Origin of the sequence: Ornithinibacillus scapharcae TW25 (assembly GCF_000190475.1) — a bacterium.
Lineage (GTDB): Bacteria > Bacillota > Bacilli > Bacillales > Amphibacillaceae > Ornithinibacillus > Ornithinibacillus scapharcae.
In genome coordinates, this window is sequence record NZ_AEWH01000059.1 from 57,886 (window position 1) to 69,776 (window position 11,891).

Consider the following 11,891-nt stretch of genomic DNA (forward strand, 5'->3'; position numbering starts at 1 on the left):
TTACCTTTTGCTACTTTTAACTTTAACCGTTTGCAAAAAAAAATGCAAGTAAATCATAAATTTTTAGTGGATTTTTTCAAGCACAACATATTATACGACTTTATTAGCTAAATAAGGCTAAAATTCGACAATAGCGTTGCCTTTTTGTAACGTGCCAACTGCAAACCCTATTGAATTTTTCACAAAAACTTGTTAAACTATACACTTGCAAGATTATAAAAAGTAAATAACAACTACCAACATTTATATCTTGCAAATATGAATGATAGGTGGTAATGAAAAAATGGAAGATTATCGAGTGTTGTTGTACTACAAGTATGTAGACATCGAAGACCCTGAAGCTTTTGCAAAAGAACATCTGGAATTTTGTAAAGGAAATGATCTAAAGGGTAGAATCTTAGTGGCAAGAGAAGGTATCAATGGAACAGTTTCTGGTACAGTAGAAAATACGAATAAGTACATGGAAATGATGCATAATGATCCTCGCTTTGCAGACTTAGTCTTTAAAGTAGACGAACATGATGGTCATGCATTTAAGAAAATGCATGTACGCCCACGAAAAGAACTAGTAACATTACGTTTAGATGAAGAAGAGAATCCAGATCCAAAAGAATTAACAGGTGAGTTCCTTTCTCCAAAAGAGTGGCGTGAAGCGATGGAACGTGATGATGTGGTTATCTTTGATACACGAAATGACTATGAGTACGAATTAGGTCATTTCCGTGGAGCACTTAACCCAGATATTGATAATTTCCGTGATTTACCAGAATGGGTACGTAAGAACAGACACCTTATTGAAGGTAAAAAGATTTTAATGTACTGTACTGGCGGTATCCGTTGTGAGAAATTTACTGGTTGGATGATCAAGGAAGGCTTTGAAGATGTAGCACAGCTTCATGGTGGTATTGTTACGTACGGTAAGGACCCAGAAGTACAAGGAGAACTATGGGATGGTAAGTGTTACGTATTTGACGAGCGTATTGCAGTTGATATCAACAGTAAAGAACATGTAGTAGTTGGTAAAGACTACTTTGACGGCGAGCCATGTGAACGCTATGTAAATTGTGGAAATCCTGAATGTAATAAACAAATTCTCTGCTCAGAAGAAAATGAGCATAAATATATGAGAGGTTGTACACATGAATGCCGTGTGCACCCACGCAACTTATATGTGCAAGAACATAATCTTTCTCCAGAAGAGATTGAGAATAGACTTGCTATTATTGCAAATGAAGATAAAATAGCTCAACAAGCGTAAAATATAGAAGACGGCCAGTCAATTTGGCCGTCTTCTTACTTTATATAAATCAGGGTTATTTGGTATGATGGTTATAGAAAAGGAGGGGTTTACGAATTGAGTATTTACGATATATCTGCCGAAACGCTACAAGGAGAAACAAAGAGTTTCAGTGATTATAAAGGTAAAGTGTTAGTGATTGTTAATACTGCAAGTAAATGTGGATTTGCTCCTCAATTTGATGGTTTACAAAAGATATATGAAACATATCAGGATAAAGGATTGGAAGTGCTTGGATTTCCATGTGATCAATTTGCCAATCAGGAACCCGGAACTAGTGAAGATATCGCAAGTTTTTGCCAAAAAAATTATGGGGTTTCCTTCCAAATGTTTGACAAAATTGATGTAAAGGGGCCGAACGCCCATCCATTATTCCAATTATTAACCAAAGAAGTAAAAGGGTTGTTAAGTGAGGATATTAAATGGAATTTTACCAAGTTCTTAGTAGATCAAACTGGCAAAGTAGTAAAACGTTATGCACCTCAAACAGCTCCTGAAAAAATGATAAAAGATATTGAAAAATTATTGAGCTAAACAATCAAATCCCCTCCAGGATAAAGGTCAACCTTAGAGGGGACTTTTATTTATAAAACCTTTGATAAGAATTCCTCTGCCCTTTTTGTTGTTGGTTTAGAGAAAAAGGCTTCTGGTCTTCCTTCCTCCATTAGTCTTCCATCATCCATAAATAGAATTCTATCTGCAACCTCTTTTGCAAAATTCATCTCATGAGTCACAACTATCATGGTTATTCCTGTCTTTGCTAAATCTCTCATAACATCCAGCACTTCCTTAACCATCTCGGGGTCAAGTGCTGAGGTCGGTTCATCAAACAGCATAATTTCAGGTTTCATGGCTAGTGCTCTTGCAATTGCTACACGTTGCTTTTGCCCGCCAGACAATCGGTTTGGATAAGCATTAATCTTATCCATTAAACCTACCTTTGCTAGTAGCTCCTGAGCACTCTCTTCTGCTTGAGCTTTTGACTGATTTTTCACCTTTATCGGTGCGTACATCACATTTTCAAGTACGGTCATATGCGGAAATAAATGAAAGTGTTGAAAAACCATTCCAATATGCTTTCTTATTTCTGACTTATTAATTTTAGGATTCGTTATTTCCTTATCATCAATCCATATAAATCCATTAGAAGGGCTCTCCAATAGATTTAAACTGCGTAAAAAGGTGGATTTTCCTGAACCAGACGGACCAATGACAGCAACAACTTCTCCTCGATTGATAGTTGTTGTAATATTTTTTAATACCATATTGTCCCCGAATGTCTTGGTAAGATTGATTGTTTTAATCACTCTGTCTCATCCTCCGTTCTACCCAACTACCTATATTGGTTAAAATAAAGATCATCACCCAGTAAATAATTCCTGCAACGAGCAATGGTTCGAAGTTACGATATAATTGCGCTCCGACAATTTCTGCCCTTCTCATTAAATCCATATATCCGATAGTAGATACCAGTGCGGATTCTTTTGTTAGGGTGATAAATTCGTTCATCAATGCTGGCAAAATATTTTTTAAGGCTTGTGGTAAAATAATATTCACCATCATTGGGCGATACGAAACACCTAATGCCTCTGCTGCTTCGACTTGCCCCTTATCAACAGCCATAATTCCTGCCCTTATAATTTCAGACACATAAGCTGCAGAATTAAGACCGAATGCAAGAACTGCACTTAAGAACACTGGAATATCATATAAAAACAATTGTGGAACAGCATAATGAATAATCATCAGCTGTAAGATTAACGGTGTTCCACGAAATATCGACGTATATACATCTGCTGGCCACTTTAGCCATTTACGTTTACTTATTTTACATAGTGCTAAGACTGTTCCTAAAACTAATCCAAAAATGATGGATACACTTACAAACTTTAACGTTGCCCCTATTCCTTCTAATATAAAAGGAATGGAAGGCACGATTTGGCTAAAGTCCAAATTCATGCCCTCACACCTCACTTTCTAGTTGAACAAATCATTCATAATCTGATAGCCATTTATCTTTTAGCTCTTGTAATGTCCCATCTTCTTCAAACTTTTTCAGAATTGCATCTACTTCATCTACTAGTTCACTACCTTTTGGAAATGCGATAGCCATTCCTGGAGAACTTGTGGTTGGATCATCAAATCCTACCAAACCTTGCGAATTGATATAACCAGTCGCTACGGTTTTATCCATGTAAGCAACATCTATACGGTTTGAGCTTAACTCTTGAATCAAGATGCTTGCACTGTCTACTTTTTTCACTTCAAATCCATACTCTTCCGCTAATAAATCCGCACCTTCTTCTTGTATCGTTCCGAGCTGGACACCTACTATTTTCCCTTCCAGACTAGCTAGGTCTTGAAATTTATCTTCTTGTTTCGAGATGAACATTTCACCTGAACTATGATAGGAAGCTGAAAAATCCACATTTTGACGTCTTTCCTCTGTTGCACTCATTCCAGCAAGGACCATATCAACTCGTTTCGCTTGAAGCGAACCAATTAGACCATCAAAATCCATATCCTCAATTTGCAACTCATAACCTAGTTCATCTGCAATTGCTTGAGCTAATTCCACATCAAATCCAATAAATTTCCCTTCCGAATCATAGGACTCGAATGGAGGAAAATCTGCTGAAGTTGCCATTTTTAACACCTTTTTATCCACTTTTTCTGACGAATTCGCTTCACCTGTTCCACACGCTGCAAGAATACCTGCAACTAATAAAACCAATATACCTAAGATAAATTTCTTCAAATGAATCATCTCCTTAATAAACATTAATAGTGATAAATAAATATACATAACTATGCATAAAAATTACTTTCTCTGAAATTCTGTTTGGATGGATTCTAGCAATTGCTTATCAGATAGAATATCATAACCTGTAGAAGCTAATGCCAATACTCCTGATTTTAATGCTTCCAAACCATCATTGGTTATCGTTTGATCTGCAAAATCTCTTGTATGAGCAACTAATCCCGGTTTATTTAAACCAATGTACGGATGAATTGCTGGAACAATTTGACTAACGTTGCCCATATCAATCGATCCATAGGACTGTTTTGCTGGTAGAACTGGTAGATTACTAGTTTGTTGTAAATTTTTCGTAAAGGCGTCAGACAGAACCTGGTTTGTGATCATTTCATCATAACTAAGCTCATAATTTGACATGTCAAGAGTTGCACTAGTCATACATGCAGCACCTTTGGCAATGTTTTTTACCTTTTCCACTACTTCATCCAAATAAGCTCGTTTCTTTGCACGGATATAAAACTGTCCTACCGCATAGTCTGGAACAACATTCGCTGCCTTCCCACCTTCTGAAATTACACCATGGATTCTTACATCAGAAGGTAGATGCTCTCTTAACGCGTTGATTCCATTAAACAATTGAATCACACTGTCTAAAGCATTAATTCCCTCTTCTGGTGAGGCTGCTGCATGGGAAGCCTTCCCAGTGTAAGCAAATTGAATTGCGTCCATTGCCAAAGAATCGCCACTTACATAGGACTGATCACTTGGATGTAGTATCATCGCAACATCTATATCTTGGAAAACACCTTGCTCGCTCATCGCTACCTTAGCACCATTCGTTTCTTCTGCTGGAGTTCCAAGTACAACCACACTTCCGCCAGTATGTTGAATAATTTTACTTAGTATAATTCCTGCCCCAATACTCATCGTCCCAATTAAATTATGACCACACCCATGCCCTACACCAGGTAGTGCGTCATATTCCGCTAAATAGGCAATCTTTGGACCTGGGTTTCCACTATCAAACTCCGCTTTAAATGCCGTTTCCCTTCCTACTATTCCTGTTTCCACCTGAAAACTATGTTCGGTTAGTAAACTAGTTAATAATTTCATAGATTCAAATTCCTGATCACCTAGCTCTGGATTCTCAAACATTTGATTGACAATTTTCCATAACTCCGGTTGAATGCTAGATAACTCGATCTTTAGTTTTTCCTTCATGTTTATTCACCCTTATGTATAATTATTAGGTTACGTGTATATTTATACCACCTATTGTAAAAAAACACAATAGTTTTTTCGTTTTTTCCTCGTATAGATATTCCTTATGAACTAGATATCTGTTCACAACCTTAACAGGAATACAAAAAGAGCTTAGTTCCCTAAGCTCTTTCATCTTTCATGGTTTGGTTATTAATATGCTTTAGCCCAATAAACCATTTCTTCTGCTTCTTTTCCACAACAAACACATGTGTCAGAGACATTTTCTTGTTCAAAAGGAATACAGCGGGATGTAGCCGTTGTTTCTTCCTTTATTTTCTCCTCACATGCAACATCACCACACCACATTGCTTTAATGAATCCGCCTTTCTCATCAAGCGTATGTTTGAATTCATCCATGTTGGTTGCGATAGATGTTTTCTCATTTCGAAGAGCAAGCGCCTTGTCATATAGGTTTTGCTGAATTTCGTCTAATAAAGCAGGTAGACGACCTTCTAAATCACTTAATGCAACAAATTCTTTTTCACCTGTGTCACGGCGTACAAGCACCACTTGCTCATTTTCGATATCTTTTGGTCCCATCTCAATTCGGACAGGGATCCCTTTCATTTCATATTCATTAAACTTCCATCCTGGCATCTTGTCGCTAGCGTCTATGTCTACACGTACTATCGATTTTAATTGGTCACGTAATGCATATGCTTTATCTAGCACCCCTTCTTTATGTTGAGCAATTGGTACGATCATTGCTTGTATTGGTGCAATTCTTGGTGGTACAACTAGACCTCTATTATCACCATGAACCATTATTAAAGCACCCATAATTCTTGTCGATAGACCCCAAGAAGTTTGATGTACATATTGGCTCTTTCCATTTTCATCTAGATAAGTAATATTGAATGCTTCTGCAAAACCTGAGCCAAAGTGATGTGACGTACCTGATTGTAATGCTTTACCATCATGCATTAATGCCTCAATTGTTAGGGTATATTTAGCACCTGCAAATTTTTCTTTATCTGTTTTACGGCCACGTAGAACCGGTACAGCTAAATAGTTTTCAACTAAATCTGCATATACATCAAGCATACGGTCTGTTTCTTGAGAAGCATCCTCATCTGTCGCATGTGCTGTATGTCCTTCTTGCCAATGGAATTCAGACGAACGAAGGAATGGTCTTGTTGTTTTTTCCCAACGAACTACATTCCCCCACTGATTATAAAGCTTCGGTAGATCACGGTATGAATGAATGTTCTTAGAGTAATAGTCACAGAATAACACTTCTGATGTCGGACGCACGGCAATACGTTCCACCAACTCTTCCTCCCCACCATGTGTTACCCATGCTACCTCGGGTGCAAATCCTTCAACATGGTCCTTTTCCTTTTGAAGTAGGCTTTCTGGAATAAATAATGGGAAAGCAACATTGGAGTGACCAGTTTCTTTAATCATGCGGTCTAATTCGTCCTTGATATTTTCCCATATAGCATAACCATATGGCTTGATAATCATTGTCCCTCTTACTTGGCCGTAATCCACTAGCTCAGCTTGTTTTACTACATCGGTATACCACTGAGCGAAATCATCTTCCATGGCAGTAATTTTCTCTACGAAATCTTTATTCTTTTTTCCCATGTTAGCACCTCTTTTTATAATATTTTTTAATGAACATTATTAAAGAACTTCTTAATTCTTATGCTTCCTTTTTCTAGGAACACAAAAAAACCTCCATCCGTAAAGGGACCGAGGACTGGTGGTACCACCCTTGTTTACTACTTACCATCGGTATAGTAGTACACTTAGCTTTGATATCGGTCTATGACCGCGCGCAACTTCAAGGTGAAAAACCAATCCGAAGGCGAACTCCAAGGCAGGTTCCAATCTATGTCTATGGAAATTCACACCAACCATTTCCTCTCTGAATAGACAACTAAATCGTACTAATCCTTTTCGACGTTTGCGATATTTGATATGTAACTTTAAATATAATCACGTATGAAAGGAAAGTCAAGTTTCTAACCAAGCCATTTTTCATAAAGGGAGAATTTATCTTCTCCTTCTCCTACGTAACCAACATGTTCAAATCCTGCATCCTGATAGATTAGATTCAATACGCTATTGTTCCCTACACAGTCTAGTCGTATATACCCCTCATCTAACACGATATTTTCATCAATCCATTTTAATAATCTTTTTCCTACCTGCTTATGATGATGCACTTGACTTACTGCTAAACGATGGATATAAAAGGCACGGTCTTCTCTTTTTCCCCACATCTCAATATCCCATTCGTTTTGCTCATTGGAAAAGTTGAATGTGGCCACAGGATCCCCGTCTTTTGATTGAATAATGTATGTCTTACCTGCTAACAGGTCATCCTTTATTTCGTCATCTTCTCCACCGCTTAGCAAATACCCCCACTGATTTACACCCTTTGATTGAACCCATTTTGCTGCTGTTTTAAGAATTTCTAAGACACTAACCAAGTCTTCTTCTGTCGCTATTCGTACGTAATATTCATCGAATTGTTGCGTTCGAAACATTAGAAACTCTCCCCCTCCTAGAAAATATGCTGCAATATAAGCTACAGATTTTATTAAAAAATAATATTAATCACAAACAGAATAATCATGACTAGTTGGATAATTACTTTTGCTAAGGTACCGCCTAGGAACCCCAGTAAGGAACCAATGGAAGCTTTAAATGCATCTGTAATCGTTCTTTTCTGCATTACTTCAATAATGAAGACCGCAATAAATGGGATGATTATTATTCCAAATGGAGGAATAACAAACGAACCCACAATTACCGCAACAGCTGCACCACGTTCCCCCCATTTACTCCCTCCAAATTTCTTTACAAAGTAACTATTGGCTAAAATATCAGCGACAAATAATATCACTGTAAAGATTACCATGATAGTCCAGAATAGAAAGCCTAACTCATCGCCATTAATGCCAAATTGATACACGAGAAAACCAATCCAGATAACGATAACCGATGGAATGATTGGGTATATGAGACCTACAAAACTTAATAAAAACATCACGACAATTAAAATCCAAAGTAAAATATCTACCATATGCTAACCCCTCTACTATTTTTGGAACATACTGGAGAGCTTTTTCTCTTCCTTATTGATTATACGTTTATAATTCTCTATATGTTTCAAAATACTAATTACGGATAATAATACAACAATCATTGTAGGTTCCAAACCAAAAAAATAAAATGTCGTTACTAAGAAAGATATATACATCATGAATACACCAATAACTAGATAGTCAGTTGTTAACGTAAATATTAACAAGATACCAATTCCAATAATAGCAATTTTCCAATCAATGGCAAGTAGAATTCCAACTAATGATGCCGTACCTTTTCCCCCACTGAATTTCATCGTAATTGGGTAATTATGACCAATGATCACACCAAATGCTGTTACATAGATAAATAGAATTTGTGTGTCACCAGTAATTCCGTTCCCATCCAAGATATACAACATTAGTAATACCGCTAGTGTCCCTTTAAATATATCAATCATTCCAACAAGTATACCGTATTTCCACCCTAATAGGATGGTAGTATTGGAAGCTCCTGCATTTTTAACACCAGACTTCTTAATATCGATTTTCTTATACTTTCCGACTAATTGAGAACCATGTATACAACCAAACATATACCCTAATAATAGGCTGACCAGGAAGTACATGATATCCCTCCCCCATATCTGTTAGTTTCATTTTATTATATTACGTAATAATTGAATACGATTTTATTGATTAGCAGACAATATTACTATAAAATATAATTATCTCGAATTCGAGATAATCGATTTTAGGAGGCGACGTAATATGTATTTAAAAGGAATACACCATGTTTCTGCCATAACCGCAAATGCTAAGGAAAACTACAAATTCTATACGGATATACTTGGTATGCGGCTTGTAAAAAAATCTATTAATCAAGATGATCCATCAGTATATCACCTATTCTATGCGGATGAAATAGGTAATCCAGGAACAGATCTTACCTTCTTTGAGATTCCAAATGCTGGTCGTACCTACCCAGGAAATAATAGTATTTCCAATACCTCTTTAAGAGTTCCGAATGATGAAGCTTTGGAATACTGGTTAGATAGGTTTAATCAATATAACGTAGAACATGAAGGGGTTACGGGGCAAAATGGCAATAAAGTAATCCACTTTAAAGACCCAGAAAATCAGCGCCTCACATTGATTTCAGATGAACATAATAATGGGGTCTCCGGTGGAAAACCATGGATAAAGAGCAATGCTTCCATTGAACACGGGATTATTGGACTTGGGCCTGTGAAATTGACGGTTCCTGACCCTGAGCCAACTATTGCAGTACTTACCAACGTATTATCCTTTAAGCAAGTTGGAAGCTACCCATCAACTATAGAAGGACAAGAGGAAATATTAGTCTTCGCTACAGGTGAAGGTGGTAATGGTGCAGAAATCCATTTGGAAGTAAGGAAAGATTTAGCTCGAGAGAGACCTGGAAGAGGAAGTGTTCATCATGTCGCATTTCGAGTTGAAAATGATGAAGAATTAGAACATTGGAGAGATCGATTAATCGATGCCCGATTACCAAACTCAGGTATAGTGGATAGATATTACTTTAAAGCGTTATATTTTAGAGAACCTAATCGAATACTGTTTGAACTTTCCACAGATGGTCCGGGATTTGCAACTGATGAAAGCCCCGATCACCTCGGTGAAACATTAGCTCTTCCTCCATTTTTCGAAGATAGAAGAGCTGAAATAGAAGCGAACTTAAAACCACTTCAAACGACAAATGATTAATCATGTATTGCATATAAAAGGAGCTGGGGCATTAGTATTTCCCAACTAGCAAAATCTGAACAATTAGGATAGGTTTAAAACCCGGGAAATATACTTCGCTTTCAGCGGGTGGCTGGTGAGCCACCTCGAGCGTATAGCGCTCTGTGGGGTCTCACCGTTGCCTTCCCTCTCGCAGGAGTCTCCGCATATTTCCGGAGCTAAAGTAGTTCATTGTTCGCTTTTCTAGTAGAAAAATTAGTTTTTGTCTCAGCCGCTTTATTCATTAGCTTTTATCTGATTCAGAATCTTGCGTACTACCCTTTTCTCCTTCCACGCTCGTTGGAAGAGGATCCACCTTATGCTTATATCCATAACCTTTATCTAATGTCAGTATAGATAAAAAGACAACAATTACGGTAATGACAATACATATAATAGCGACAATCCATATCATTTTCATTCCCCCCTTAATAAAACCCTAGAGCAATTGAAAGCTTTTGCTTACTATTTTAGCATGAAAAGTAAAATAAAGTTATGACTATTCTTAGTTGGTTCTGTCGATTTGTAAGGATTATGGAGTATCAAACACAATCTACTAGCATCTTTAAGGATAGATGAGCTCTTTCTCTCTCAACCCTTCCCAGCCATAAATAATTTCCAATTATCTAAAAATATCACGTTTGAAATGAATTATTTAAACCGATACCATTATTTATGTACGATGTTATGTCCCTTTTCCCTTTACATATTCACTAAATTCATCTCCACGCAGTTGTTCTATTAAATTCAAAATTATCCATTGTTTTACCAATACATCTAACATTTAACGTTAGGGTATTCAATATTTAGGAGGTCTTATTTTTTCATGAAGAAATTATTACTTACTTCTATCCTATTTTTAGCAGTTGGTTTCCTAGCTGCATGTGGATCAGAAGAGGAAAGTAAGTTGGCCAAGCTACAAGATGAAGGAAAGGTTACGATTGGGTTTGCCAACGAAAAACCATACGCATATGAAGAAAATGGCGAGTTGAAGGGTGCAGCTGTTGATATTGCAAAAGCAGTCTTCCAAGAGCTTGGTGTAGAAGAAGTAGATTCAGAGTTACTAGAATTTGGTCAGCTTATCTCAGGATTAAACGCTGGTCAATTCGATGTTATCACAGCTGGTATGGCGATAAAGCCTGACCGTTGTGAAAACGTTGCTTTTGGAGAGCCAGAAATGATGTATGGGGAAGGATTAATCGTACAAAAAGGGAATCCGCTTCAACTGGAAAGCTATGAGGATATTGCGAATAACCCAGAGGTAATTATTGCTGTTATGCAAGGGGCAACAGAAAATGACTTTCTGAAGAACTCTGGTGTGGATCCGGATCAAATACTCTCGGTACCAGACATCCCCGCATCTATAGCGGCAGTACAGTCTGGTCGTGCAGATGCTACAACAGGTACAGAATTTACCATTAAGGACGCACTTGCATCAGCGAACACAGATGAACTTGAATTTGTTGAGACATTCGAGCAGCCAGATGTTGAAGGGGTACCTAGCTATGGAGCCTCAGCCTTCAATCTAGATGATGAGGAACTTTTAGAAGCATATAATGAGGTTTTGGCAGAATTAAAAGCTGATGGTACCGTTGCTGAGCTTTTAGAGAAAAATGGGTTTAGCGAACAAATGAATATGGTGCCCGATGACATTACGACAGCAAAAGTTTGTAATGGTGAAGTGTAATACTGACAACTAGACTCCATAGGGTTCCCCACCTAAGGGGTAATCCCTATGGAGTTTTTTCACAGAAAAATAGTTTAATTGAGA

Annotated in this window: 13 protein-coding genes and 1 other annotated feature; of the genes, 4 read left to right on the forward strand and 9 right to left on the reverse strand. The window is 37.4% G+C overall.

Annotation, left to right across the window (positions count from 1 at the left end):
- Positions 1–283: 283 nt before the first annotated feature.
- Positions 284–1,258, forward strand: a complete 975-nt coding sequence (trhO, locus tag G5W_RS0115855) for an oxygen-dependent tRNA uridine(34) hydroxylase TrhO (protein WP_010098170.1) — start codon at positions 284–286, stop codon at positions 1,256–1,258.
- Positions 1,259–1,354: 96 nt separating this feature from the next.
- The gene (locus G5W_RS0115860; protein WP_010098172.1) at positions 1,355–1,831 is read left to right on the forward strand and encodes a glutathione peroxidase; all 477 of its coding nucleotides are present in this window, start codon (positions 1,355–1,357) and stop codon (positions 1,829–1,831) included.
- A gap of 50 nt (positions 1,832–1,881) precedes the next feature.
- Here G5W_RS0115860 and G5W_RS0115865 read toward each other — a convergent pair whose 3' ends face one another.
- The 8 genes from G5W_RS0115865 to G5W_RS0115900 all read right to left on the reverse strand — a co-directional run bounded on the left by G5W_RS0115865 (position 1,882) and on the right by G5W_RS0115900 (position 8,985).
- On the reverse strand, positions 1,882–2,604 hold the full coding sequence (locus G5W_RS0115865) for an amino acid ABC transporter ATP-binding protein (protein WP_010098174.1): 723 nt from the start codon (positions 2,602–2,604) through the stop codon (positions 1,882–1,884).
- Positions 2,597–3,256, reverse strand: a complete 660-nt coding sequence (locus G5W_RS0115870) for an amino acid ABC transporter permease (RefSeq protein ID WP_010098176.1) — start codon at positions 3,254–3,256, stop codon at positions 2,597–2,599. The genes G5W_RS0115865 and G5W_RS0115870 overlap by 8 nt, the downstream gene beginning before the upstream one ends.
- 31 nt (positions 3,257–3,287) lie before the next feature.
- Positions 3,288–4,064, reverse strand: a complete 777-nt coding sequence (locus G5W_RS0115875) for an ABC transporter substrate-binding protein (RefSeq protein ID WP_193372407.1) — start codon at positions 4,062–4,064, stop codon at positions 3,288–3,290.
- Positions 4,065–4,118: 54 nt separating this feature from the next.
- Positions 4,119–5,276: a M20 family metallopeptidase gene (locus G5W_RS0115880; RefSeq protein ID WP_010098180.1), complete on the reverse strand. Its 1,158-nt coding sequence runs from the start codon at positions 5,274–5,276 to the stop codon at positions 4,119–4,121.
- 192 nt (positions 5,277–5,468) lie between these two features.
- Positions 5,469–6,908: a proline--tRNA ligase gene (gene proS / locus G5W_RS0115885; RefSeq protein WP_010098182.1), complete on the reverse strand. Its 1,440-nt coding sequence runs from the start codon at positions 6,906–6,908 to the stop codon at positions 5,469–5,471.
- A gap of 100 nt (positions 6,909–7,008) precedes the next feature.
- Positions 7,009–7,236, reverse strand: a binding site (T-box leader).
- A 52-nt stretch (positions 7,237–7,288) separates the two neighbouring features.
- On the reverse strand, positions 7,289–7,816 hold the full coding sequence (locus tag G5W_RS0115890; RefSeq protein WP_010098183.1) for a GNAT family N-acetyltransferase: 528 nt from the start codon (positions 7,814–7,816) through the stop codon (positions 7,289–7,291).
- Positions 7,817–7,869: 53 nt separating this feature from the next.
- On the reverse strand, positions 7,870–8,355 hold the full coding sequence (locus G5W_RS0115895) for a DUF456 domain-containing protein (protein WP_010098184.1): 486 nt from the start codon (positions 8,353–8,355) through the stop codon (positions 7,870–7,872).
- A gap of 15 nt (positions 8,356–8,370) precedes the next feature.
- Positions 8,371–8,985: a glycerol-3-phosphate acyltransferase gene (locus tag G5W_RS0115900; protein ID WP_010098185.1), complete on the reverse strand. Its 615-nt coding sequence runs from the start codon at positions 8,983–8,985 to the stop codon at positions 8,371–8,373.
- A 142-nt stretch (positions 8,986–9,127) separates the two neighbouring features.
- Here G5W_RS0115900 and G5W_RS0115905 point away from each other — a divergent pair, with 142 nt between their 5' ends.
- Positions 9,128–10,102 carry a ring-cleaving dioxygenase gene (locus G5W_RS0115905; protein WP_010098186.1) on the forward strand — a complete coding sequence of 325 codons (975 nt, stop codon included), beginning with the start codon at positions 9,128–9,130 and terminating at the stop codon, positions 10,100–10,102.
- Positions 10,103–10,364: 262 nt separating this feature from the next.
- Here G5W_RS0115905 and ytzI read toward each other — a convergent pair whose 3' ends face one another.
- Entirely contained in the window at positions 10,365–10,535 is a 171-nt protein-coding gene (gene ytzI, locus G5W_RS23400; protein WP_010098187.1) for a YtzI protein, read from the reverse strand.
- Positions 10,536–10,946: 411 nt separating this feature from the next.
- On the opposite strand from ytzI, the gene ehuB reads away from it, so the two are divergent.
- Entirely contained in the window at positions 10,947–11,807 is an 861-nt protein-coding gene (ehuB, locus tag G5W_RS0115915) for an ectoine/hydroxyectoine ABC transporter substrate-binding protein EhuB (protein ID WP_010098189.1), read from the forward strand.
- Positions 11,808–11,891 lie beyond the last annotated feature (84 nt).

Excerpts from the sequence above, each read along its gene's own strand:
- trhO (WP_010098170.1), top strand. The coding sequence starts at position 284 with ATGGAAGATTATCGAGTGTTGTTGTACTACAAGTATGTAGACATCGAA.
- G5W_RS0115870 (WP_010098176.1), bottom strand. The coding sequence starts at position 3,256 with ATGAATTTGGACTTTAGCCAAATCGTGCCTTCCATTCCTTTTATATTA.
- G5W_RS0115875 (WP_193372407.1), bottom strand. The coding sequence starts at position 4,064 with ATGATTCATTTGAAGAAATTTATCTTAGGTATATTGGTTTTATTAGTT.
- G5W_RS0115880 (WP_010098180.1), bottom strand. The coding sequence starts at position 5,276 with ATGAAGGAAAAACTAAAGATCGAGTTATCTAGCATTCAACCGGAGTTA.
- proS (WP_010098182.1), bottom strand. The coding sequence starts at position 6,908 with ATGGGAAAAAAGAATAAAGATTTCGTAGAGAAAATTACTGCCATGGAA.
- G5W_RS0115890 (WP_010098183.1), bottom strand. The coding sequence starts at position 7,816 with ATGTTTCGAACGCAACAATTCGATGAATATTACGTACGAATAGCGACA.
- G5W_RS0115895 (WP_010098184.1), bottom strand. The coding sequence starts at position 8,355 with ATGGTAGATATTTTACTTTGGATTTTAATTGTCGTGATGTTTTTATTA.
- G5W_RS0115900 (WP_010098185.1), bottom strand. The coding sequence starts at position 8,985 with ATGTACTTCCTGGTCAGCCTATTATTAGGGTATATGTTTGGTTGTATA.
- G5W_RS0115905 (WP_010098186.1), top strand. The coding sequence starts at position 9,128 with ATGTATTTAAAAGGAATACACCATGTTTCTGCCATAACCGCAAATGCT.
- ytzI (WP_010098187.1), bottom strand. The coding sequence starts at position 10,535 with ATGATATGGATTGTCGCTATTATATGTATTGTCATTACCGTAATTGTT.
- ehuB (WP_010098189.1), top strand. The coding sequence starts at position 10,947 with ATGAAGAAATTATTACTTACTTCTATCCTATTTTTAGCAGTTGGTTTC.